Here is a 24,855-nt window from a genome sequence, read left to right as displayed (position 1 = left end):
ACTCCTTAAAAGAGTGGATTTTTTCAACAATGCGTTGTTCAAATTTTTAATTTGCTCGTAACCAAGTTTGAGTTCTGTAGAAAAAAGATATATATCCTCTCACTTTCAACTTTTCAGGATTATCCTCATCCAACCAGATCTTGCATCTATATATTTTTCCGCTTTTTGGATCTGTTACCACCCCCCCGGCATATTCATCCCCAGATCGCTCCAGTCCCGTCATCACCACCATACCTTCAATTGGCATATTCTTCAATTCTCCTTCGCACTTGGTGCAAACCCTATCCCTATCTTCTTCCTTCAAGATCCTAACTACCTTACCGTTTAGCTCATCCCCTACTTTATAGATCTCTATAATCGAGGTAGATAAACCGGTTTCTTCATTTACAGTCTTCCATTTCCCCAACACAGATTGTGCCTGAGAGTTAAAGCCCATGTAAAAAAGCAAGAGGCACAATAAAGTAGGGTTTTTCATGTTCATAGTTGGAGTGCAACAATTAGTTTTAAGTAGATTCAATTAGCTTTTACCCAACATTGCTTTCTTAAGGTCTTTATCTGCTGGTTTTTTAGACAACCATATTCCAAATAATGCTCTCTTAAACTCCATTCCTGGAATGGTTCCTTGCAACTTATTGTTTTTATATACTTTTACACCTTCTTTTGGAAGGTATACCATATCGAAGATATCGTTCTTTTGGATCTCTTCTGAAAAATAACTTTTGAATTGGGCTATTTCCGAGGATATCCCAGAGGTTTTACCGTCTGTGGCCTTTTCAAAACCTTCATTCACGGCGTCGATCATTTTATCACTGGTAATCAATTTAGAAACAATGTGCAATTTAATGGCCATTGGCTGATTTCCATTTACAATCACATTGGCATCTGCATTCTTTTTATCTAAATACAACGCGCCAGCATACATATCCATCCAAAATTTTTCTCGTACTCCTACTCCATTCAGTGCTAATTTTTCACCTTCAAAAGTAACAGTATTTGGTAAAACAACACCGGCAGCCTTAGTTTGAGCAGGTGCAGAAGCAATAGTTACCATTGCAAACAATAACAATAAAACATTTTTCATTTTAATTTGAGTTTAGTTAATTTAATTTAGATTTCTTTTTCATTTTAAGTAATGAGGCATTCAATTCAAATCCGAGCAACAATATATTGGAATTCAACCATATATAGATCATAAGTACTAAAAGTGCTCCTATGGATCCATATAATTCGTTATATCTACTAAAATTCTCGATATATAAACCAAATAAGTAGGTGTTCAGCAAGATTAAAACTGTGGTGAACAATGATCCTATCGAAAAAAACCTTGCCTGTCTACCTTCTCTCGTACCCGAATAATAAAGGGTTGCTACCCCTACATAGATCAATAATATAAATGCGGTGTATTTCACTAATTTTGGGGACAACCTCTTATCCCCAAAAATCCCTAACTGACTGATATCATCTACAGCATAGGTAAGATAAACCGCTAATATTACTGTAATTAACAACAACAATGCCATAACGATGGAAACCCCCAGAGCAACTAAATATTGCCGTACTATGGACCGATTTGTATTGGTGTGAAAGGAAAATTCAAAACCTGTAAAAATAGAATTCACCCCGTTGGTCATTAAGAATACCGAAAGTATGAAGGTAACCGATAGCAATCCTCCCCTGGGAGTGCTCGCAATATCGTAGAACACTTCATCAAAGAATTCTGAAGTTGTTGGGGGCAAAAGCGAATCCATGAACACCAAAAACTGCAATTGAAAATCGTCTATGAATTGGATGTATGGAATTAGGTTTAAAATAAATAACAGGAAAGGGAACAGCGCCATAAAAAAACTAAAGGCAATAGCACTTGCCCTTGTAGAAAATGTACCATGGATTATTCCCCCAGTATAGATTACCCAGAGATCATGAAACGTTAAGCCATCCAGTCCAGGAAGAACGATCTGTTTAGTTCTATACTCCCAAGCCTCAGATATTCTAACTAATAATGATTTGGAAGGTTTTTTAGCTTGCATGCATTATACCGCTTTTAAACTGAGGTCCATATTGTATACAGAATGAGTTAATGCGCCACTAGAAACATAATCCACTCCACATTCAGCATATTTCCTCACAGTCTCCAAGGTAATTCCACCACTGGATTCTGTAAGGCATTTTGTATTGATTGCCTGTACAGCCTTTTTTGTCTCCTCGTAATTAAAGTTATCTATAAGAATCCTATAGATTCCATCACTTTTTAATATTTCTTGAATTTCTGCTAAATCCCTTGCTTCCACAATAATTTTAAGATCGAGATCATTATTTTTAAGATATGCCTTGGTTTTATCTATAGCTTGCGTGATTCCTCCTGCAAAGTCTATATGATTGTCCTTTAACATGATCATATCGTAAAGGGCAAATCTATGGTTTTCACCTCCCCCAATTTTAACCGCCCATTTCTCTAGAGCCCTGATCCCCGGAGTCGTCTTTCTAGTATCCAAGATTTGAGTTTTTGTGCCTTCCAGCTTCTTTACAAATTCGTTCGTTTTGGTGGCAATAGCACTCATACGCTGCATCGCGTTCAAGACCAAACGCTCTGCTTTCAAAATAGATTGAGAAGGACCTTCTACATAAAAGACAATGTCCCTTTTTTGAACCCTTTGCCCATCTTCAATTAAAGTGTCCACTTTTAGATCTGGGTCTATATACTTAAAAACCTGCTTTGCAAACTCCACTCCGGCAATTATACCGTTATCCTTTACGAGTAGTTTGGCTTTACCTTTTGCTTCTTTTGGAATACACGCCAAAGAACTGTGGTCGCCTTCCCCAACATCTTCTCTTACCGCATTGGAAATAATTAATTCAATTTCCTTTTGAAATTGTGCCTGTGAAATCATCGCAATGGTTATTTTTGTAAATGTAGCAAAGTATTAGTAAAATGACCATAAAATTACTTGGTATAGGTAAAACAGATGATAAAACCCTTCAAAATTTAACGGATGTTTATGTGAAACGGCTTCAGTTTTATAACAAATTTGAAATTGAACTGGTCCCGGATCTCAAAAAAGCTAAAAATCTAGATGAAAATCAACAGAAACTTAAAGAGGGAGAACTGCTTCTGAATAAAATACCTGCTTCAGATTTTGTGGTGCTCTTAGATGAAAATGGAAAACAACTGAGTTCTGTCGATTTTTCCGAATTTATTCAGAAGCGATTCAACAGCGGATTAAAACAAGTGGTTTTTGTAATTGGGGGGCCATATGGATTTTCTGAAGAAGTTTATAAAAGAGCCGACAGTAGGCTATCCTTATCGAAAATGACATTTTCGCACCAAATGGTGCGGCTTTTTTTTACGGAACAATTATACAGGGCCTTTACTATTTTAAAGAACGAGCCCTACCACCACAAATAACTACTATTATATGAAACTTGTATTCGCTACCCACAACAAAAACAAGCTACAGGAAGTACAGGCATTGTTCCCAAAGGATATTACGCTGCTTTCCTTAGATGATATAGGGTGTTTTGAAGAAATTCCCGAAACGGCAGATACCATAGATGGAAACGCTATTTTAAAAGCAAATTTTGTGAAAGAACATTACCACATGGATTGTTTTGCAGATGACACAGGATTGGAAGTAAAAGCGCTTAATGGAGAACCGGGAGTGCATTCGGCAAGGTATGCGGGAACGCATAAGGACAATGAGGCAAATATAGATAAGCTGCTTGCCAATCTTGAAAATAGGGAAAATCGGGAGGCTCGGTTTAAAACCGTGATCGCATTGAACCTGGAGGGCCACGAATTATTGTTTACAGGTGTATGTGAAGGAACCATATTAAAAGAGCGAAAAGGGGAACACGGTTTTGGTTACGATGCTGTTTTTCAGCCAAATAATTCTGAAAAATCCTTTGGAGAAATGGAAATGGAAGAAAAATCCAAGCATAGTCATCGCGGAAAAGCACTTCGAAATCTCATAGAATACTTAGCTAAATAGTTGGGAGATATTCATTTAAGAATTTTGGTGTAAGCTGTAAAGGAAATCGTACCTTTGCAACTTATTAAAATTTTATATGAATAAATTTGAACAATTAGGATTAAATCCTGCCATACTTAAAGCTGTTGAGGAAATGGGCTTTACAGAGCCGAGTGAGGTACAGGAAAAAGCGATTCCAATTTTATTGCAAGAAGACACCGATATGGTTGCACTTGCCCAAACAGGTACAGGAAAAACCGCCGCTTTTGGTTTTCCACTCATCCACAAGATCAACGCACAAAGTAAGCATACACAAGGATTGATTCTTTCCCCAACCAGGGAATTGTGTTTACAAATCACAAATGAGCTTAAAAATTACGGAAAGTTTACACCAGGATTAAATACAGTTGCTATTTATGGTGGAGCAAGCATTACAGATCAAGCCCAGCAAATTCGTCGTGGAGCACAAATAATCGTTGCTACCCCGGGAAGAATGCAAGATATGATCAAACGTAAGTTGGTTGATATTTCTAAAATTGAGTACTGCATCTTGGATGAAGCAGATGAAATGTTGAATATGGGATTCTTTGAAGATATTACAAATATCTTATCTCATACTCCAAATGAAAAAAGCACATGGTTGTTCTCTGCTACCATGCCTAGAGAAGTATCTACCATTGCTAAAAAATTCATGCGTTCTCCTGTAGAAATTACAGTTGGAAACAAAAATGAAAGTACTTCCAATGTTTCCCATGAGTACTATTTGGTGAATACCCGCGACAGATATGCCGCTTTAAGGAGGTTAGCAGATGCTAATCCAGAAATTTTCTCTGTGATCTTTTGTAGAACAAAGAGGGATACTCAAAAAGTTGCCGAGAATTTAGTTGAAGATGGTTATAATGCTGCTGCAATACACGGGGATCTTAGTCAGAACCAACGTGATATGGTAATGAAGAGTTTTAGAAACCGCCAGATCCAAATGTTGGTTGCAACAGATGTTGCCGCTCGTGGAATTGATGTAGATGATATTACCCACGTGATCAACTACCAATTGCCAGATGAACCAGAAATCTATACCCATAGAAGTGGTAGAACTGGTAGAGCCGGGAAAACTGGTATCTCAATGGTAATTGTTTCCAAAAGTGAACTTAGAAAGATCAAGAGCATAGAGCGCATTATAAAGAAAAACTTCGAACAAAAAGAAATTCCAGATGGAATGAAAATTTGTGAAGTTCAACTTTTTCACTTGGCAAATGATATTAAGAACACAGAGATCAATCATGACATAGACCCTTATCTACCAAGTATAGAGACGGTTTTGGAAGGTTTAACCAAGGAAGAGATCATTAAAAAGGTATTTTCTGTAGAATTTACCAGATTCTTCAATCATTACAAGAACGCAGCAGATCTTAATTCTAAAGTTTCAAATTCCAGGGATAGGGATTCGGGTTCTAATGGGGATAGCACACGTTATTTCATTAATGTTGGAACCAAAGATGATTTTGATTGGATGTCCCTAAAAGATTATATTAAAGAAACCTTGGACCTTGGAAGGGATGATGTGTCTAGAGTAGATGTTAAAGAGAGTTTTTCTTTCTTCAATACCAGTTCTGAAATGGCAGAAAAGGTGATCGCTACTTTCGAAAATGTACAACATCAAGGAAGAAGTGTAAATGTGGAGGTTTCACAAGACACTGGTCGCGGTGGCCGAAGAAGATCTTCAGGTGGCGGTGATCGCAATAGAAGTCGCGGTAAAAGCAGTGGAGACTTTAAATCTAGAAGAAGCGATAGCTCCTCTGAATCTGGTGGGAGAAGAAGATCTGATAAGCCTTCTTTCACTAGAAACGATAGTAAATCTTCTGAAGGGTCTAGCAGAAGAAGATCTTCAGATTCTGGAAGTACTGGTCAATCCTCGGGAAGAGGTGGAAGCAGAAAAAAGAACATTATCAGCTCAGTAAATCGTAGAAAATCCAATAAATCATAAATAAATAAACCTTGGGAGGAGTTTGGTATGCTTTTTACTGTACATTCCTCCCATTGTATGCTACTTTCATGAGAAAATTTACCTTATTACTTTTTATTGCATTTTTCGCCCTCAGCGCTGTTGTAAACGCGCAAGATATTGTTACGGGTAAGGTTTTGAATGCCTCCAATGATGTTCCTTTAGAAAATGTAAATATCGTGAACCTTAACCAGGTCAAAGGTACTACCACTTCTGAAGAAGGTGATTTTGAGCTCCTGGCAACCGTAAATGACACCTTATACTTTTCCTATTTAGGTTTTAGGACCATTCAGGTTCGAGTAACCAATGACTGGTTGAAATACGGAAGCGTAAAAGTAAAAATGACCGAACTGGGAATTGCTTTGGAAGAAGTTATTGTTAGTCCTATCACGCTTACTGGCTATCTGGAAATAGATGTTAAAAATATCCCTATTTATGAGAACAGTAGGTATAGCATTTCCGGGTTAAACTCAGGATACGAAGGAGGAAGTTATTCTCCCGGCGCAGCAGCCAAGGCTCTGGGCGCTATTTTTAATCCTGCAGATGCGCTTTACAACCTCTTCGGAAACAAGCCCCGGCAGATGAAAAAGCTTCGGCAAATGAAGGAAGACGATGAAATACGAAAGCTACTTCAAACAAAATTCGATAGACAAACTTTGGCTGCAGTGTTACAGATTAGTGCTGTAGAAATCGAAGAAATCCTGGCGCGATGCAATTACTCCAAAGATTTTATGAATTCGGCCAATGATCTTCAAATCTTGGACGCGATAAGTGGGTGTTATGAAGAGTACAAAGTATTGAAGCGATAATAAGAAAAAGCAATACCACAATAAAAATCCAACGGAGGTCGATACTTAATCGACTTCGGTTTTTTTATTCTTATATTCCAGCATGGTCTTAAGGTTTTTAAGGCCCAACTCCAGATCTTCTCCATACATTTTATCTGCTGGTTGAAAAAGGGCTATTACAGAAAAAGGGAAATTAAGGCCTCCCCGAATACCCCAAACCATTTTGGTTTTATTTTCATCCAACTCTTTAAGGCCTTTATATTCAAGAAGTATCATTTTTGCCGGCCTTATCACAAGTACCCTGGTTTCCATGATCCTCCCTTGATTGAGCTTTACAATTTTTTGGGTGCCTTCAAATAACCTGTTCTTACTTCTCCAGTATAGGAGCGCTCCTTGCTTTCCATCCTCCCCATTAAACTTCAAAATTCCTTTATAATTTTTTTTGAACCATGGCATCCAATGAGATTCCTTTTTTAATTGTCTCACCAAGTTATATACATCCTCTTTAGAACGATTAATGACAACTGTTCTGCTAATATCAAATTCCTTTCTTGCCCATGCATGCAAAAAAGCAATAAAAGTAATAAAGCCAATTATAATATAAAAAATTAGGGTCATGTAAATCTCTTGTTATTAGTCACAAAATAAAAAAAGCATTAATTATTCTCAAATCGTCTAACCAAATAATCAAAGTTTTTAAAACTTTTTCTTAGCCATTCAAATTTAACTTCATTTTTGTCATAATCACTCAATTCCCAAGAAATTTTGCTTTTTCTTAATCTCGATGTAAGTTCCTGTAAGATAATTGCAGCCGAAACCGAGATGTTTAAACTCTCTGTAAATCCAACCATTGGGATTTTTATACATTGATCTGCATTGCTGAGAACCCCTTGCGAAAGTCCGTCTTTTTCGGTTCCCAAAAAAAGCGCGGAGGGTTTTGTAATATCAAAATCTGAAAGTTCAATAGCCTCTGCATTAGGAGATGTAGCAATAATCTGGTAGCCGTCCTCTCTTAGTTTATTCATGCATTTTAAACTATCCTCATGCCTATTGAGTGTCACCCATTTTTGGGCACCCATGGCAATCTCACGATCGATTTTCTTAACCTTCAATTCCTCGATCACATGTACATTTTGTATTCCGAACACATCGCAACTTCTAATCACCGCACTTGTATTGTGCAATTGATATACATCTTCTGTAACCACTGTAAAATGATTGGTTCGCTGGTCAATCACCTTGTTGAACAAGGCTTTTCGCCCTGGGGTAAGCAACTCTTCTAAAAATGCCAAAAATTCTTTACTGGCCATTCAACTAACTATTTCGTATATTTTTGTTCGAAGATATAAAAAAAGACCGATCTAAAAATGAATCTCAGATCGGCCGATATATTTAAAAAAGTATGCTAATTTTATTTCTCAAACTGCTTCAAAGTCTTAACAATAATATTCACACAATCCAACAATTCCGCTTCTGTCATCACCAATGGTGGCGCAAAACGAATGATGTTTCCGTGGGTGGGCTTGGCTAAAAGACCATTGTCCCTAAGAGCCATGCAAATATCCCAAGCAGTAGAACTTTCTTCGGAATCGTTAATTACAATTGCATTTAGCAACCCTCTTCCTCTTACAAGGCTTACAAGATCACTTTGCTGGATATACTTGTTCATTTCACTTCTGAAAAGGTCGCCAAGTTTTCTGGCATTTTGAATGAGTTTTTCATCTTTTACAACATCCAATGCAGCAATAGCCACGGCTCCTGCAACTGGATTTCCACCAAAAGTAGAACCATGTTGCCCTGGTTTTATCACATTCATTACCTCATCATCAGCTAATACCGCAGAAACCGGGTAATTACCACCAGAAAGTGCTTTTCCTAAGATCAGCATATCAGGCCTAACATAGGTTTCTTGTCTCTCACAATGAGCTTGACAGTCGCAATTACCACAAACGGCTAATAAACCACCCGTTCTTGCAATCCCAGTCTGGATCTCATCAGCGATAAAAAGTGCATTGTGCTTTTTACACAATTCCTTCGCTTGCTTCATGTAATCATCTGCCGGAGTAAAAACCCCTGCTTCCCCTTGAATTGGCTCAACTAAAAACCCTGCGATATTATCGTTGTTTTCTAAAGCACTTTTCAATGCTTCGATGTCATTATATGGGATCTTAATAAATCCCGGAGTATAAGGACCAAAATTCTTGCGTGCATTCTCATCGTTGGAGAAAGAAATTACGGTAGTAGTCCTTCCGTGGAAATTGTTTTCGCAAACAATTATCTGTGCTTGATGCTCTGCTACGCCTTTCTTCTCGTAAGCCCATTTTCTTGCGATCTTTATAGCAGTTTCCACCGCCTCGGCTCCCGTATTCATGGGAAGTACTTTATCGAATTTGAAATATTCCGTAATATATTTCTCGTAAGGCCCCAGGATATCGTTATAAAATGCCCTTGAAGTAAGAGATAAGGTAGATGCTTGCTCGTGCATCGCTTTTACGATATTTGGATGACAATGCCCTTGGTTTACTGCCGAATATGCCGAAAGAAAATCGTAATATTTTTTGCCTTCTACATCCCAAACATGAACTCCTTTTCCTTTACTCAGCACTACGGGTAATGGATGGTAATTATGAGCTCCATATTTATCTTCCATTTCAATCGCCTGGTCGGAAGCTGTTACTTTTTCTAATTGCATGTTCAATAATTTAAAAATTTATTCTAACAATTCCTTCTTTCCTGTAGTCTATACGTGCTGAAAATGGAGAGAAATCATCCAAAAATTCAACATGCGCAAATTACTAAATGTAAACTGAAATTTATAATGGGAGCACTATAAAATCTTTACAATTATCCTATTTTTGCGCTATGGGAAGAAAGAAAAGAAATCTGGTATTCGAAGAGTTGGAAATTTTGGATGCCGGTGCCAAAGGAAAAAGCATTGCAAAAGCTCCAGATGGAAAAGTGGTGTTTATAAATAATGCTGTTCCGGGAGATGTTGCAGATATTAGAACTACCAAAAAGAAAAAGTCCTTTTACGAAGGTACTGCCACCAAGTTTCATAAACTTTCAGAAAAACGCGTAGAACCAGTTTGTCAACATTTTGGAACCTGTGGAGGTTGTAAATGGCAGCATATGGGCTATGAGCACCAGCTATTCTACAAGCAACAGGAAATTACCAATAATTTACAGCGCTTAGGTAAAATAGAGCTGCCAGAAATAGAACCTATTTTGGGGAGTAGGGAAATTTATTTTTATAGAAATAAAATGGAATTCTCTTTTAGTGATAGTAGATGGTTAACGCTGGATGAGATTAATAGCGACCAGGATTTTAAAGATAAAAATGCCCTAGGATTTCATATTCCCGGAATGTGGGACAAGATCTTGGATATTAAAAAGTGCCATTTACAGGAAGATCCCAGCAATGCCATAAGAAATCATGTAAAGGAATTCGCCATTGCAAATGATATCCCATTTTTCAATACCAGAAATCAGTATGGGTTGTTACGAACTCTTATGATTCGTACTTCATCTACCGGAGAAATTATGGTTGTGCTTCAATTATTTGCTGAAGACAAAGAAAAGCGAACTTTATTATTGGATAGTTTAGCTGAAAAATTTCCGGAGATCACTTCGCTTCAATATGTGATCAATGGAAAAGGAAACGATACCATTTATGACCAGGAAGTGATTTGTTATATAGGAGAAGACCATATTTTTGAAGAAATGGAAGGCCTTAAGTTCAAGATAAACGCCAAATCTTTCTACCAGACCAATTCTGCTCAAGCTTACGAATTATATAAAGTAACGAGGGACTTCGCAGGGCTTACAGGAAATGAGTTGGTGTACGATCTTTATACAGGAACGGGAACCATCGCACAGTTTGTAGCTAAAAAAGCGAAGAAGGTAGTTGGTATAGAAACTGTTCCGGTTGCCATTGAAGATGCAAAAGAGAATGCCAAACGAAATAATATAGAGAATACCGAGTTTTATACAGGGGACATGAGAAAGGTGTTCACCCAAGATTTTATCAATGAACACGGGCATCCAGATGTCATAATTACAGATCCGCCCAGGGATGGAATGCACAAGGATGTGGTTGCTCAAATAATTGGTATCTTGCCTCAACGAATTGTGTACGTTAGTTGTAATTCGGCTACACAGGCACGGGATTTGGCACTTTTAGACGAACATTATAAAGTAACCCGGGTAAGACCAGTAGATATGTTCCCACAAACCTTTCATGTAGAAAATGTAGTATGTTTGGAAAAAAGATAAAATTTCAAAATAGCAGTAGGTTGATCCTTGGAATGATTTTGCTGTTAATTCTGAATCTTGGCTGTCAGCGGGATGATATTTGTTCGGAATCTACCTTGATCACCCCACTCTTAAAAATCTCTTTTTTAGATTTTGATGCTAATACCGAAGGGGATACAATAGCTAAACCGGTTACCAATTTAAGTGTTAGGGCTGAAGGAGATACTGTAAACTATATTAATCGGGTAACTACTTCAGAAATAAGTATTCCTCTAAGGACCGATGTAGATGCAACTTCTTACGAATTTATATTGAATGCTCGTGATGATGATGACACTTCAGAAGAAAATATTGATATTATTGATTTTACCTATACGCGAAATCAGGAATATATCAATAGGGCCTGTAGTTTTAGGGTGACCTATATAAATCTAACAGCTACTGTGCAAGACGAAACTCCAACAACCAATAAATGGATAAAAAGAATTAAAATAGAACAACCCACTGTAGAAGATGAAACAACAACACATATTTCTATTTTTCATTAGCATTTTTTGGCTTTTGGGAATAGAAAGTTCCAATGCGCAAACTGCTACAGATACCGTTAATTATAAAGAGCGCTATGGGCTACGTGTAGGCATAGACCTCAGTAAACCTTTGCGAACCATGTTAGAGGACGACTACAGCGGACTTGAATTATTGGGGGATTACAGGATTTACAAAGATTATTATCTGGCGGCCGAAATTGGAAATGAACAACAAGATATTTTCGAAGAAAATCTAAGTGTGAGCTCCAAGGGAAGTTATATAAAGTTGGGTGCAGATTACAATGCTTATGAAAACTGGGCGGGTATGGAAAATGCCATTTTTATAGGGCTTCGATATGGATTTTCTACTTTTTCACAGACTTTGGAGAGTTATGCTATTTCTACTCAAACCCCTTATTTTGGAACTGACATTATAACTGATCCCGAAGAGACCAAAGGGCTTACTGCGAGTTGGGCAGAGCTTATTGTAGGTGTTAAAGTCGAACTATTCCAGAATTTATATTTAGGCGCCAATGTGCAACTTAAAAGACAAATTTCTGAAACTACTCCTTCCAATATAGACAATCTATATATCCCGGGATTTGGAACCACCAATGATTTTAGTGAGTTTGGGGTGGGTTACAGCTATAACATCTCCTATCTTATCCCGCTTTACAAGAAGGCGAAGAAATAGTATTTGATTTGAATTTAGATCTCATTATATGTCATCCTGAATTTATTTCAGGATCTAACATCCTTCTTCGTAATATAAAAGATTTCTCGACTCCGCTACCATTGACGTGTTTTTATTTATTTGTGAATCCAAGACCCTGAAACCAGTTCAGGGTGACGATGCGGAATTGTCGTCATGCTGAACTTGTTTCAGCATCCCATCAGCTTATATAAAAAACACGTCAATTTCCTACGCTCGAAATGACAATATTGACTGTCATTCTGAAAGAAGTGGAACGGATTGAAGAATCCCGATGGAACAGCAATTGGTTTTAGAAGAGATTCCTCCTTCGTCGGAATGACAAAAAAAGTTGAGTGTCATTCTGAAGGAAAGCAGTGAATTGAAGAATCTCAAGGAAACAGAATCACTCTACCAGAGATCCCTCCTAACGTCGGGATGACATTCCTGTCATTCTGAAAGGAGTGGAACGGATTGAAGAATCCCGATGAAACAGAATCACTCTACCAGAGATTACTCCTAAGGTCGGGATGACAATAAAAAGAACTATTCCTCTTCCTGGTCCCTTATTTTATGTAACTTTTTGGTACCCGCATAAATATCATATTTCAGTAATTTAGATTCCAAGGCTCCGTTAAAAAGTTTGATCTTTCTGGAAGGTCGCAATCCAACATGTTTGATCGCTTCTAGGTTAGAGGTGAGGAACCAAGCTGCGGTATCCGGGTAACTTTGTTTTAGCGTGTCCCCTATTTCCTTATAAAAAACAGGCATATCTATATCCAATCGCTCTCCGTATGGCGGATTGAAAACCATATGCAAATGTCGTTCGCTATCTTTTGTGCTTTCAAAGAAATTTTGTTGCTTCACCTTAATGAACTCTGCAAGATTTGCATTTTCAACATTATCTATGGCCTTACTAACTGCAGAAGGGGCTTTATCGTAACCAATAATGGTAAAATGAAAATCACGTACTTTTTTAAGTACAGATTCTTCTACCTTCTCAAAAAGATCTACATCCCAATCTTTCCATTTTTCGAATGCAAATTCCTTTCTATTAAGATTTGGCGGAATATTACAAGCAATCATCGCAGCTTCTATCAAAATAGTACCACTTCCGCACATAGGATCCATAAAATCACTTTGTCCATCCCAACCGGATAATAGCAGCATCCCGGCTGCCAAGACTTCATTTATTGGAGCGATGTTCGTTGCGGTTTTATATCCACGTTTATGTAGCGATTGTCCCGAACTATCTAAAGATACGTTACAGTAATTATGCTCTATATGGATATTGATTCTTAAAGTTGGAAAATCCAGATCTACGTCTGGTCTCGAACCAAATTTCTCTCTAAATCTATCTACTACCGCATCCTTTGTTTTTTGAGCGATATATTTGGAATGGGTAAATTGTTCAGAATGGACGGTTGCATCTATCGCCAAGGTATCCTTTACATCCATAAAATCTTCCCAAGCGATCTTCTTGATTTCATTGTAAAGATCTTCTTCAGAATTAATCCTAAAAGACTTAAAAGGTTTTAAGACCTTAATGGCGGTACGCAAACAAAGATTGGCTTTGTACATAAAACCTTTATCCCCCGTAAATCGCACGTTTCGTACCCCCTCTTTAATATCCATGGCACCAAGATTGCGCAACTCCTTTGCCAATATAGGTTCGAAGCCAAAAAGTGTTTTGGCAACCATTTCAAAATTATTATCCATTCCCATCATTTCTTAAGCGGCAAAAATACATTATTTTTGTGCGATATGACAAATACAGCATGGGCAGCATACCTATTTTAAAAGGAATATTAAGAAAACACATGAACCGACTTATAAAATAAATCTTGAGAACCTAATTTATTAAATGATCTATATCCTGCCACTCTTATCGGTCCTAATTGGTTTTTTTATAGCCTTATTTTTAAAACCAAATTCCTCGTTAACATTCAAATTACTGCTTTCTTTTAGTGGAGCGTACCTATTATCTGTTACTGTTTTTGAATTGCTCCCAGAAGTATATAGTTCTGGTGATTCTCAAATAGGCGTGTTTATAATGCTGGGATTATTACTTCAAATTGTTCTGGAGTTTTTGTCCAAAGGTGCAGAACATGGCCATATTCATCATGAGGGGAATACTGCTCATTTTCCAGTTTTACTATTAATCAGTTTGGGAATTCATTCATTATTGGAAGGCTTTCCGTTGAATACCTCAGAACATTTACTGTATGGGGTAGCCATCCATAAGATCCCTGTAGCTGCTATTCTCTCTGCTTTTTTACTTCAATTGAATATCGGGAAGTTTAAGGTCGCTTTATTTTTAATTCTATTTGCATTCATGACTCCTTTGGGAAGCTGGATGTCGGCTAATTTTGAAATACTTAATGAATATACCACGTATATAAGCGCCGTGGTAATTGGGATCTTTCTACATGTTTCTACCACTATTATTTTTGAAGCTTCCAAAACACACACTTTTAATGCATCAAAATTGGGAGTGATCGTTGCGGGAATTCTATTAGCTTATTTACTATAAATGTTCAGTAGGGAACAAAAATATAGGCTATACCATATTTAAAAATAGCGGCGAAATGCGGGTTAATTTTATGGAATAATCATTTTTTTTGTTACAAAGGACTTAAAATGAATATCCAAGCTGAAAAAATAGAATTGGCTAAATTGTTATTAAATACTGATAATCCTCAGATTATTAAATCTATTAAGCAGATTTTTAGAAATGAAACACCAACTGATTTCTGGGATGATTTATCTTCAGCACAAAAAAAGGAAATAAAAGAGGCTTCTTCACAAATAGACCAAGGAAAAACTATTGAATACGAATCCTTTATGGCAAAGCATAGATAATGAAGAGAACCGTGGTTGCTTCTATTATCACAAAAGAAAAATTAGATAGAAGTTTTGATATTAATCAAGAATTTCGGGGCAAGCCCACCTGAATATTACGGGCAGGTCTCGGGGAATTAAACCCTCAATGAGGGATTAAAGAACAACCAGAAATATTTCCAGCACCTCAAAAGGGAAAAGGCTTAAGAAGATGCGTTGTAACAAAATAAACAACTTTATTTTATAGGTTCGACGATAAAAAATAAATGTACATCCATTTTTTGACCTAACAATTCTTTCGTCACCCTGAGACCCATGATAAAAAAAAATTATCCAGCGTAGGGAATTAACGAATTTTTCATAGAAGCTTATGAGATGCTGAAACAAGTTCAGCATGACGACAATTCCCCATCGTCACCCTGAACTGGTTTCAGGGTCTTGGATTCATAAATAAAAATACGACGATGGCAATTTATTTCAGGGTCTCAATATTAGATTGATTTACATGGAAATGAGATTCTGAAACTCCCGAACGGTCGGGACAGAATGACGTCCTTTTTTACTTTAGGATACTTTACGGACAAATAACAATAACAATAATCGTTACGATATTTGATATTCCTTACTCCCGAAATTTGCACTAATCGAGACAGCCGTCTGTAAGCAAAGAAGCTTCATGTTTTATGTACAATTAGATTCGGTGAATATCCATAATAAAAATCATTGGCAATAAATATATGAATTCTTGAGTTTCAATTTGAAAGAATTAGAAGTATTTTTCATTGAATATAAAGAATATATCACAGCTTAATTATATACTACAAGCCCACTTTTTAAACTATCTTTGCGGGCACTACTAAGCCTATGAGTTTTACCCTACTTTCTTCCCCTTTACAAGGATTTACAGACTTTCGTTTTCGGAATGCTTTTCACCATTATTTTGGCGGAATAGACACGTTTTACGCACCTTACATTCGCCTAGATGGGAAAATGGTGGTAAAAAATTCCTATCAACGGGATCTTCTTCCAGAGCACAACAATACCTTAGAAGTAATTCCGCAAGTGATTACCAACGATGCCGAAGAATTTTTATTTGTAGCTAAATATGTGCAAGAACTGGGATATAAAGAACTCAACTGGAATCTAGGTTGCCCTTATCCTATGGTTACCAAACGCGGTATGGGTTCTGGATTGATTTGTGATCCGGCAAAAATTGACCATATTTTAGATAAGGCGCATACTGAAACCGATATCCTGGTTTCCATGAAAATGCGAATGGGATACGAAAACAGCAACGAGATCTTGGAGGCATTCCCTATCCTCGATAAATATCCGCTGAAGAATATAGCCATTCATGCGCGTATAGGAAAACAACTTTATAAAGGTGGTGTAGATCTGGATGCTTTTGAGCGTTGTATTGGTAGCACTAAGCACAAATTATACTATAATGGTGATATCACCAAGGTAAGTTCATTTAAAAATATGCAGGAGCGATTTCCAAGCATCGATCATTTTATGATTGGTCGCGGACTTATTGCCGATCCTTTTTTACCAAGCATAATAAAAAATGACACTACCGAATATCCAAAAGACCGTTGGAAGATTTTTAGTGAATTTCATGATACCATTTATGAGCAATATGATGCAGCATTGTCCGGCCCTACGCCTATCAAGATGAAAATGCAAGGTTTTTGGAGCTACTTTTCCCAGTCTTTTTCTAATCCGCAGAAGAGCTTTAAAAAGATTAAAAAAGCGAACAATCCAAGGGCTTACAAACAAGCTGTTGCAGAAATATTAAAAAGCGAACAATAAGCTACCTTTGTAGGCATCTATTTAATATGTTATCTTGAAAGACCTTTTACTTCTTACTCCACCCTTTACTCAACTAAATACGCCTTACCCAGCTACAGCATATTTAAAAGGGTTCCTGAACACCAAAAATGTTTCCGCTTTTCAGATGGATCTTGGAATAGAAGTAATCCTGGAACTTTTTTCAGAAAAAACTTTTAGGGAGTTATTTGAGATCGCTTTCGAAAATGACAGTATTCAATCTGAAAATTGTGAACGGATCTATGCTTTAAAAGAGGCCTATTTACAACCTTTGGATGAAGTTGTACGTTTTCTGCAAGGCAAGAACCAAACTTTGGCCAGACAAATTTGTACTGATGACTTTTTGCCTCGCGCTTCCAGGTTCGATCAGTTGGACGATATGGACTGGGCATTTGGTTCTATGGGAATGCAGGACAAAGCCAAGCATTTGGCCACTTTATATCTCGAAGATCTTTCAGATTTTATTATTGAATGCATCGATGATAATTTTGGGTTTAGCAGGTATGCCGAACGCCTTGGGCAAAGCGCCAATTCTTTCGATGAACTTTACGAGAAGCTTCAACAAAAGCCAACTTTTATAGACGATCTAACCTTACAAATCCTTGAGAAAAACATAAAAACCATTCAGCCAAAACTGGTATGTTTTTCGGTGCCATTTCCTGGGAATTTGTACAGTGCTTTTAGGTGTGCACAATTTATGAAAGCGAAGTATCCAACTATTAAGATGGCAATGGGGGGCGGTTTTCCGAACACCGAATTACGATCGGTTTCAGATACACGGGTTTTTGAATTTTTCGATTTTATTACTTTGGACGATGGGGAATTACCTATTGAATTATTGGAAAATGCTGTTTGTAATCCAACCTCAGAAAAACCTCTTTTTAAAAGAACTCTTTTACTGGAAGATGGAAAAGTTATTTATAAAAATGATACCGAAAGAGCAGATTATAAACAAAGTGATTTAGGCACTCCAGATTATTCAGATCTATTATTGGACGATTATGTCTCGGTAATAGAAATCGCCAACCCAATGCACAGCTTATGGAGCGATGGCCGTTGGAACAAACTAACGATGGCACATGGTTGCTATTGGGGAAAATGTACGTTTTGCGATATTTCCCTGGACTATGTTAAAATTTATGAACCCATTGCCGCCAAATTATTGGTAGATAGAATGGAAGAGCTCATAGCTCAAACTGGCGAAAACGGGTTTCATTTTGTTGATGAAGCTGCCCCGCCTGCTTTAATGAAGGCCTTAGCTTTAGAAATAATAAAACGGAAACTCACGGCTACCTGGTGGACCAATATTCGGTTTGAAAAGAATTTCACGAAAGATCTTTGTGTCTTGCTAAAGGCTTCCGGATGTATTGCAATTTCCGGCGGATTGGAAGTTGCTTCCGATAGGTTATTGAAATTGATAGATAAAGGAGTAACGGTAGCGCAGGTGGCACAGGTAACCCGAAATTTGACCGAAGCCAACATCATGGTACATTCCTATTTAATGTACGGCTACCCCTCCCAAACGGCACAAGAAACGGTGGACAGTTTGGAAATGGTAAGGCAGTTGTTCGAACTTGGGATTATTCAGTCTGGGTTTTGGCATCAGTTCGCTTTAACGGCGCATAGTCCGGTAGGCTTGAATCCTTCGGAATATGGAATTACACCAAATTATAAGAACATCACTTTTGCGAACAACGATGTGGATTTTAGGGATCATACAGGCATAGATCATTCAAAATTCAGTATCGGACTCAAGAAATCACTTTTCAATTTCATGCACGGAATCGGATTTGAGCTTTCGCTTCAAGAATGGTTCGGTTTTAAAATTCCGAAGACCCAAATTGATTCAAATTTTATCGAAAACTGTTTAACTATCGTTCCGAATTTCAGCATAAAACCTACGGCTAAAATTATTTGGCTGGGGGTAATGCCTTTGGTTGCCGAACAGGTAAAAACGAAACGAGGAATTACCAGGCATCAATTGGTAATGACCTTTCATAGCCCTACAGAAACCTTTCAGCTTAACATTGAAAAAGAAATTGGAGATTGGTTGCTAGAAACATTGGCACAACTGACGCCTACCAATGAAAAGCAGCTAACTTTTTCTAGTTTAAAACAAAGTTTTGAAACTCAATTTGATGATTTTGAATTGTTTTGGTTCTCTAAACCTATCGAAGTTTTAAAAGCCCATGGCTTGTTGGTGTTGTAAACTTGCTTGTAAAATAGCTTCCCATTTTCCTCATCCGCAGCTCGACTTATCCACTTATCAATCAAAAAGGATTCGTCACCCCGCGGCCTATGATAAAAAAACATCTGGTGTTGGGATTTAACAAAATTGCCAAAAACACACCTAAATGGAGAAAAACCGACTTTATAAAATTTATTGATCTAAATATAAAATCTCCTTGGCCTGAGTCTCGACTTCGAGAGGTTTGTTTCGGCTTCCCTATACTTCCCATATCCTTAAACAATCCCGAAAACCTTCAGCCCAGGATGAGGATTTTTGTCATTCTGAAAGTAGCGAAGCGAATTGAAGAATCTCAGAATTAGGTATGCTGAAATAATTCCGATAGTTATAGGAGCAGCATGACGTCCTCTTTAAAATTTTTCTAATTTTGGACCTTCATATTCAGAATGAAAATAAGCGATCTTTGAAATTAAAAACACTAAAATCGGTTTTAAACAACTTATTTATAGTATTTTAACTCTATAAATGAAAGATCATGGAGCAGGTTCTACTTTTCCCATTGCAGCATAGAAATGTTTTGCGAATTGGCATCGCCTTTAAGTACAATGATGCGCTAAAGTCATATCTCAAGGAACTGCCCCAAGTAAAATGGACCAAGACCCATTCTTGTTTTTATGTTGAATTTACGCAGGAAAACAAAGAAAAAATATACGAGCACCTTCAGAAATTTGAGTGTTCTTTAGATTATTCATCCTTACAATCCTATAGAATTGATCCTAGAGTGGAAGCATCTTTAAAGGAATTCAATTCGTATTTGCAAGGAAAACGTTATAGCAAGAGTACCATTGCCACATATTGCACTTTTATTTTGAAGTTGTTGAAATTTCAGAAAAAACCAATTTCCGCCTACCAACATCGGGACCTGGAACTGTTTATTGAAAAAGAGATCGCAAAGCCCGGTTATGCTATTAGTACGCACAGGCAATGTATTAGTGCCTTGAAGCATTTTGAAAAATTACATAAACTAGAGGCTTTGAATGTGGATGCAATCGATAGGCCCCATAAAAGCAAGTATTTACCGGTAGTGCTTTCTAAGGAGGAAGTAATAGACATTTTTAGGGCCACACGCAATTTAAAACACCGCGCCCTATTGATACTTATTTATTCCTCTGGCTTACGAATTGGAGAAGCCTTGAGCTTGCGTTTGCAAGACATCGATGTGGACAGAAGGCAAATTTATATTCGAAATGCGAAGGGAAGAAAGGACAGACATGTGGTCATGGCAGAGTCTTTTGTGCCTATTTTATATAATTATCTCACCACGTACCGTCCCAAAAAATTATTTATTGAAGGTCAAGGTGGAATGGAATATAGTCCATCTTCGGTTCGCATGGTTTTAAAGAATTCTTGCCGTAGGAGCAAGATCAAGAAACATGTGACCCCGCATACGCTACGGCATTCTTATGCGACCCATATGCTGGAAAACGGGATCGATCTAAGGCATATCCAGGCACTGTTGGGACATTCCCGCCCAGAAACCACGATGATCTATACCCATGTAAGCCAGCATGATCTATTAAAGATCAAGAGTCCGTTGGATGTTGTATTAAAGCAATTAAAGGATTCCGATAAAAACCCTGAAAACCTACGTTTATCCCGAAATATATTCGATTAAAAGTGTATATTCGATTTGATATAACACGTTAGCCACAAGCAAAATTTAGAAAAATTCGTTTATTTCACGTAAATTATTAATATATTTGTACGTAAAACAAATGTGATGGATAAAAAATTGACATTAAGTTTAAATGATAATATTATAGAAACTGCAAAACACTATGCTAAATCTAATAATATTAGTTTATCAAAATTAATCGAATCCTATTTAAGTTCTCTGACTAAAAAAAAACATAAAAAAGAAAATCAAATAACACCGTTGGTTGAAAGTCTTAGCGGAGTTATTTCAATTGATGATGATTTTGATGTGAAAGATGATTACACTCAATATTTAATTGAAAAATATAAATGAGAAAAATATTGATTGATACAAACATTGTAATTGACCTACTTTCCAAAAGAAAGGATTTTTATGATGATGCTGCTAATTTATTTTCTCTAGCAGATAAAAAAGAACTAAAACTGACAATTTCATCTTTAACTTTTGCAAACACCAATTATATTCTCACAAAATTAAAGTCAGCTAAAGAAGCGAGAGAAATTTTGAGAAAATTTAAGGTTCTGGTTGAGTTATTGAATTTAGATGATAAGATTACAGAACTAGCATTAAGCGATGAAAGTTTTCCAGATTTTGAGGATGGATTACAATACTATTCTGCGATTGAAAATGAAATTGATATTATAATTACACGAAATAAAAAAGATTTTAAAAATTCGAAATTACCGATATTGACAGCAAAAGAATACTTAGCTACGATATAATTTTGCCAGTGGCTAACATCGTATAACAGCAAATAGCGGGTATTTTGCTGAAAAGTGTTATTTTAGATACTAATTAACAAACAACAAAACCGACAAGTTTGCGTCCCTACTCCACGCCACTTGCGTTATACAAGACCGTTGCCCACAATGGGAGCATTCTGCAAAGTAGAATTTTAGTCGTATAAAATAAATAATCCGGTAACTGAAAAATATCCAACTGAATTATGAAAAAGTAGATTTTGAACATCAACTAAAAAAAAATCAAGATAATTTAATTGAATAAAATTCAGCGGTGCGGAAAAGAACCAAAAAATTCAAAAAAAGATCAAAACTAAAAAAAATATAAAAAATGAAAAATGGAAAAATTTGAGATCCTTAAAATCAGAACGCGGATTCTTTAGAAAATGAGTGAAATTTGATTTGAAAAAAATAGTAATAAATAATATTCACTCGGGCGTGAAAAAAAGGTAAAAACAAACATTTTCAGTTATTATTCTGACTTTTACTCAAGAATGAAAAATGGCAAAATTGAATGCCTTTAATTTCAAAATAATGATTTTTTTACTCATGCGCAAAAAAATGTAAAAATCGAGAGATTTTCAATTTAGATTATTGACAAATATTTGATTTGAAAATGGCATTTTTGAATGTTATTAGTAAAAATAAGAAAATCAGAGCGGAACAAAACCCAGAACGGAAACCACGATACGCAAAAACCACTGTGGGCAACATCGTTTAACAGCAAATAGCGGGCATTCTGGTGAAAAGTGTTATTTTAGAGATCAATTAAAAAACAACAAAGCCGACAAGTTCGCGTCCCCATTCCACGCCACTTGCGTTAAACAAGACCGTTGTAGTGCATTAGACAATGCAAGAAACATCCTACAAAAAATAAAAATTCAATATGGAAAAATGGAATGAACTATGTTACATACTATCTGAAAATTTACCTTCAAATACTAGTGAACAGTTATTTGAATTAAAAGTAGTTCAGGCATTTGAAAAATTAGGGTGGAGTCAATTTTATAATGAAATTGTGGTGCGGAAAAGTATTCAATTAGGAGCTTCAAATAGAATTGTTCCAGATTTAATTTTGAAATCAGAAGATAAAGGAAATCTTTTCGTTGTAGAAGTTAAAAAACCTTCTCTCGAAATTAACAATTCTACTTACAAAGGGCAACTCTCGTCATTTATGGGAATTACGAGAGTTGAATTAGGGATTCTAATTGGTAATAAATTACAGCTATTTTTAGACGGCAAATTTTTTAACAAAAGTGGAATTGTCTTAATCGACGAAATTGAATTTAAAAGAGACAATGAAAAAGGTTTAAAGTTTGTGGAATTATTTACAAAAGAAAATTACAACAAACAAAATATCGAAAATCACGCACAAGAAAAAATTCAACAATTAAAAGAAATAGAAGATTTTAAAAGACTAAAAAACGAATTACTTTCTCAAAATTATAATGAAAAAATAATTGACTATTTAAAAACAGAACTTCTAAAAGAATATAAAGAAAAGACAATTAAAAAAGCACTCAAAGTATTGGAAGTTAAAATTGAGAATAAAAACAAAATAATTCCTGTAGAAAGTTACGAAAAAAGAAGAACGAAAAGATACAGTTCAATTGAAAATTTCAATGAATTTGATGGAAAGCTTCCAATTGGAAAATATGTACGAAAAACATTTAACGAATTAGTAAAAAACAATTTAATTGACAGAAATGAAATTGAAAGATTACAAAGAGCAGATTATTCAAAAATGACATTTGATATTCAATTTCCTTTTTTGGCTAAAGAAAACTCTACCTATTACGAAAGAGTTAGATATTGGAAAAATCCATATCAAATAAATGGCGAAATATTTTTTGTCACTTCCCAATGGTATGAGGTTCCTGCTAATAATGACAGACCATATTATGAGGAATGGCTAAAGAAAATGAAAAAACAATGTCGAGTAGGTAAAGGGGAATTGCACCCCTAAACCTCTCTCAGAACCGTACGTGATGCTCTCACATCATACGGCTCTTCTTAACAAGTCTAAGGCGTAAAACCATATTGCCAATGCACAAATAGATTGGGAAACTGCTTGGCAGTCTCCTGTAACCATTTGTAGGCAAAGAACCAATGTTTACGCCTAAATCGCCGATATTTGTTGCGTACCCATTTAGCCAGTCGCATATTCAAAAAGCGGAACACATAATGTAGTTCGCTCATTCGCACCTTGCCGTAATAATGAATCCACCCTCGTACTTTGTTCGCTATAATGCCTGCCAAATCGGGCAGGCGCAAGTGAACCATACGGTGCAGTTTCATCTTGAACAAGGTTTGATTGATTCGCTTTTGACTTTGGCGGCTGATGGCGGGCGTGAAACCCAAATGAAAGTTCCCGTAGTAGCCCTTTACCATTCTTGGTTTGAATGTAAAACCTAAAAAACTGAAGGTTACATAGTGGACCTTGAACGGTGGGTGCTTCTTTTGGTTGCGCTTGCAATAAACAATATTGCTCTTGCCTTTCTTTATCTGCAACTTGCATTGCTCAAATCTGGCTTTTACCGCTTCCAAAGTCCGCAGGGCTTGTTTGAAGTTTGCACAATGGATGATAATATCATCTGCATATCGTTCAAACTTTACTTCGGGATGGTGCTGTTCAATCCATTTGTCAAAAACAACGTCTAGGAAAATGTTTGCCAATAATGGGCTTATAACACCTCCCTGTGGTGTGCCTTTGCTACGGGGATGAACACTCCCATCTTTCTTTTGGACACTGGCTTTTAACCAACGTGTCACGTACAAGTGAATGTGCTTCTCTTTGGTAAAGTGACCCAATGCTTTGAGCATTAAATCGTGGTCTATCTCATCAAAAAAACTCTTGATGTCCAAATCTATTGCCCAATCCATCGCCATACAGTTTTCCCTGCATTGCTTTATGGCTTGGTGCGCCGATTTGTTCGGTCGATAGCCAAAGGAACTTTTGCTGAACCGCTTATCTGCAAGCTGCTCCAGCTCCTCTCTAATTACCATTTGAGCCGTTCGGTCTTGTACCGTCGGGATGCCCAGTTTCCGTATCCTGCCATCTGCTTTGGGTATTTCTACTTCGCGAACGGGCTTGGGAAAGTAACTTCCACTCGCTAACCTGTTCCATACGGGATAAAGGTATTTCATAGGGCGAGCGGACACTTCGGAAATCGATACTTTATCGACACCCGATGCACCCTTGTTACTGCGTACCTTCTTAAAGGCTTCCATTACCTGTCGCTTATCTATCGGTTGCGACTTTTGTTTCTCTTTGAAAATCATCCTAATCTACATTAGTTGTAATACAAGTTAAAA

At 36.7% G+C, this 24,855-nt stretch carries 24 protein-coding genes; 15 read left to right on the top strand and 9 right to left on the bottom strand.

Features of this window, described 5'->3' with window-relative positions; all coding sequences use genetic code 11:
- Window positions 1-46: 46 nt before the first annotated feature.
- From JM83_RS15695 to nadC, 4 genes are read right to left on the bottom strand one after another with little or no spacing between them, the layout of a single operon-like run.
- Window positions 47-475, bottom strand: coding sequence for a DUF2147 domain-containing protein (locus JM83_RS15695; protein WP_261376756.1), 429 nt, complete (start codon window positions 473-475; stop codon window positions 47-49).
- A 42-nt stretch (window positions 476-517) separates the two neighbouring features.
- A complete protein-coding gene (locus tag JM83_RS15690; RefSeq protein WP_144963059.1) occupies window positions 518-1,081 on the bottom strand; it encodes a chalcone isomerase family protein in 564 nt (187 codons plus the stop codon).
- A 16-nt stretch (window positions 1,082-1,097) separates the two neighbouring features.
- The gene (locus JM83_RS15685) at window positions 1,098-2,027 is read right to left on the bottom strand and encodes a YihY/virulence factor BrkB family protein (RefSeq protein WP_144963058.1); all 930 of its coding nucleotides are present in this window, start codon (window positions 2,025-2,027) and stop codon (window positions 1,098-1,100) included.
- A 3-nt stretch (window positions 2,028-2,030) separates the two neighbouring features.
- Entirely contained in the window at window positions 2,031-2,888 is an 858-nt protein-coding gene (gene nadC, locus JM83_RS15680) for a carboxylating nicotinate-nucleotide diphosphorylase (protein ID WP_144963057.1), read from the bottom strand.
- Between the two features lie 41 nt (window positions 2,889-2,929).
- Between nadC and rlmH the strand changes: the two genes are divergently transcribed.
- The 4 genes from rlmH to JM83_RS15660 all read left to right on the top strand — a co-directional run bounded on the left by rlmH (window position 2,930) and on the right by JM83_RS15660 (window position 6,776).
- Window positions 2,930-3,403: a 23S rRNA (pseudouridine(1915)-N(3))-methyltransferase RlmH gene (gene rlmH, locus JM83_RS15675; protein WP_144963056.1), complete on the top strand. Its 474-nt coding sequence runs from the start codon at window positions 2,930-2,932 to the stop codon at window positions 3,401-3,403.
- Window positions 3,404-3,413: 10 nt separating this feature from the next.
- Window positions 3,414-3,986: a non-canonical purine NTP diphosphatase gene (locus JM83_RS15670; protein WP_144963055.1), complete on the top strand. Its 573-nt coding sequence runs from the start codon at window positions 3,414-3,416 to the stop codon at window positions 3,984-3,986.
- Between the two features lie 76 nt (window positions 3,987-4,062).
- A complete protein-coding gene (locus tag JM83_RS15665) occupies window positions 4,063-5,949 on the top strand; it encodes a DEAD/DEAH box helicase (protein WP_144963054.1) in 1,887 nt (628 codons plus the stop codon).
- 68 nt (window positions 5,950-6,017) lie between these two features.
- Window positions 6,018-6,776 carry a carboxypeptidase-like regulatory domain-containing protein gene (locus tag JM83_RS15660; RefSeq protein WP_144963053.1) on the top strand — a complete coding sequence of 253 codons (759 nt, stop codon included), beginning with the start codon at window positions 6,018-6,020 and terminating at the stop codon, window positions 6,774-6,776.
- Window positions 6,777-6,821: 45 nt separating this feature from the next.
- Here JM83_RS15660 and JM83_RS15655 read toward each other — a convergent pair whose 3' ends face one another.
- The 3 genes from JM83_RS15655 to rocD all read right to left on the bottom strand — a co-directional run bounded on the left by JM83_RS15655 (window position 6,822) and on the right by rocD (window position 9,447).
- Window positions 6,822-7,373, bottom strand: a complete 552-nt coding sequence (locus tag JM83_RS15655; RefSeq protein WP_144963052.1) for an SRPBCC family protein — start codon at window positions 7,371-7,373, stop codon at window positions 6,822-6,824.
- A 38-nt stretch (window positions 7,374-7,411) separates the two neighbouring features.
- Window positions 7,412-8,065, bottom strand: a complete 654-nt coding sequence (locus JM83_RS15650; protein WP_144963051.1) for a TrmH family RNA methyltransferase — start codon at window positions 8,063-8,065, stop codon at window positions 7,412-7,414.
- Between the two features lie 101 nt (window positions 8,066-8,166).
- Window positions 8,167-9,447, bottom strand: coding sequence for an ornithine--oxo-acid transaminase (gene rocD / locus JM83_RS15645; RefSeq protein WP_144963050.1), 1,281 nt, complete (start codon window positions 9,445-9,447; stop codon window positions 8,167-8,169).
- A gap of 170 nt (window positions 9,448-9,617) precedes the next feature.
- Between rocD and rlmD the strand changes: the two genes are divergently transcribed.
- Genes rlmD through JM83_RS15630 form a run of 3 tightly spaced genes read left to right on the top strand, consistent with a single transcriptional unit; the run spans window position 9,618 to window position 12,227 of the window.
- The gene (gene rlmD / locus JM83_RS15640) at window positions 9,618-11,027 is read left to right on the top strand and encodes a 23S rRNA (uracil(1939)-C(5))-methyltransferase RlmD (RefSeq protein ID WP_144963049.1); all 1,410 of its coding nucleotides are present in this window, start codon (window positions 9,618-9,620) and stop codon (window positions 11,025-11,027) included.
- Window positions 11,009-11,554: a DUF6452 family protein gene (locus JM83_RS15635; RefSeq protein ID WP_144963048.1), complete on the top strand. Its 546-nt coding sequence runs from the start codon at window positions 11,009-11,011 to the stop codon at window positions 11,552-11,554. Before rlmD ends, JM83_RS15635 begins: the two co-directional genes overlap by 19 nt.
- Complete coding sequence (locus JM83_RS15630) at window positions 11,520-12,227, top strand: DUF6048 family protein (protein ID WP_186435018.1); 708 nt, start codon at window positions 11,520-11,522, stop codon at window positions 12,225-12,227. Before JM83_RS15635 ends, JM83_RS15630 begins: the two co-directional genes overlap by 35 nt.
- Window positions 12,228-12,770: 543 nt before the next feature.
- On the opposite strand, the gene JM83_RS15625 is transcribed toward JM83_RS15630, so the two are convergent.
- The gene (locus JM83_RS15625; protein ID WP_144963047.1) at window positions 12,771-13,943 is read right to left on the bottom strand and encodes a class I SAM-dependent RNA methyltransferase; all 1,173 of its coding nucleotides are present in this window, start codon (window positions 13,941-13,943) and stop codon (window positions 12,771-12,773) included.
- Between the two features lie 145 nt (window positions 13,944-14,088).
- On the opposite strand from JM83_RS15625, the gene JM83_RS15620 reads away from it, so the two are divergent.
- The 8 genes from JM83_RS15620 (at window position 14,089) to JM83_RS15585 (ending at window position 23,506) form a co-directional block, all read left to right on the top strand.
- Complete coding sequence (locus tag JM83_RS15620) at window positions 14,089-14,757, top strand: ZIP family metal transporter (protein WP_144963046.1); 669 nt, start codon at window positions 14,089-14,091, stop codon at window positions 14,755-14,757.
- Between the two features lie 107 nt (window positions 14,758-14,864).
- Complete coding sequence (locus JM83_RS15615) at window positions 14,865-15,086, top strand: hypothetical protein (protein WP_144963045.1); 222 nt, start codon at window positions 14,865-14,867, stop codon at window positions 15,084-15,086.
- An 843-nt stretch (window positions 15,087-15,929) separates the two neighbouring features.
- Window positions 15,930-16,877 (top strand): tRNA dihydrouridine synthase, encoded by a 948-nt coding sequence (locus JM83_RS15610; RefSeq protein ID WP_144963044.1) that lies wholly within the window; start codon window positions 15,930-15,932, stop codon window positions 16,875-16,877.
- Between the two features lie 34 nt (window positions 16,878-16,911).
- Window positions 16,912-19,104 (top strand): B12-binding domain-containing radical SAM protein, encoded by a 2,193-nt coding sequence (locus JM83_RS15605; protein ID WP_144963043.1) that lies wholly within the window; start codon window positions 16,912-16,914, stop codon window positions 19,102-19,104.
- 514 nt (window positions 19,105-19,618) lie between these two features.
- Window positions 19,619-20,758 (top strand): tyrosine-type recombinase/integrase, encoded by a 1,140-nt coding sequence (locus JM83_RS15600; RefSeq protein WP_144963042.1) that lies wholly within the window; start codon window positions 19,619-19,621, stop codon window positions 20,756-20,758.
- Window positions 20,759-20,863: 105 nt separating this feature from the next.
- Window positions 20,864-21,112 carry a DUF6364 family protein gene (locus JM83_RS15595; protein ID WP_144963041.1) on the top strand — a complete coding sequence of 83 codons (249 nt, stop codon included), beginning with the start codon at window positions 20,864-20,866 and terminating at the stop codon, window positions 21,110-21,112.
- Window positions 21,109-21,522 (top strand): type II toxin-antitoxin system VapC family toxin, encoded by a 414-nt coding sequence (locus tag JM83_RS15590; protein WP_144963040.1) that lies wholly within the window; start codon window positions 21,109-21,111, stop codon window positions 21,520-21,522. The genes JM83_RS15595 and JM83_RS15590 overlap by 4 nt, the downstream gene beginning before the upstream one ends.
- A gap of 904 nt (window positions 21,523-22,426) precedes the next feature.
- Entirely contained in the window at window positions 22,427-23,506 is a 1,080-nt protein-coding gene (locus tag JM83_RS15585; protein WP_144963039.1) for a type I restriction enzyme HsdR N-terminal domain-containing protein, read from the top strand.
- A gap of 56 nt (window positions 23,507-23,562) precedes the next feature.
- Here JM83_RS15585 and ltrA read toward each other — a convergent pair whose 3' ends face one another.
- Window positions 23,563-24,822, bottom strand: a complete 1,260-nt coding sequence (gene ltrA / locus JM83_RS15580; protein WP_144960768.1) for a group II intron reverse transcriptase/maturase — start codon at window positions 24,820-24,822, stop codon at window positions 23,563-23,565.
- Window positions 24,823-24,855: the final 33 nt, after the last annotated feature.

Source organism: Gillisia sp. Hel_I_86 (assembly GCF_007827275.1).
Taxonomy (GTDB): Bacteria; Bacteroidota; Bacteroidia; order Flavobacteriales; family Flavobacteriaceae; genus Gillisia.
This window is presented reverse-complemented; position numbering and strand designations above follow the sequence as displayed.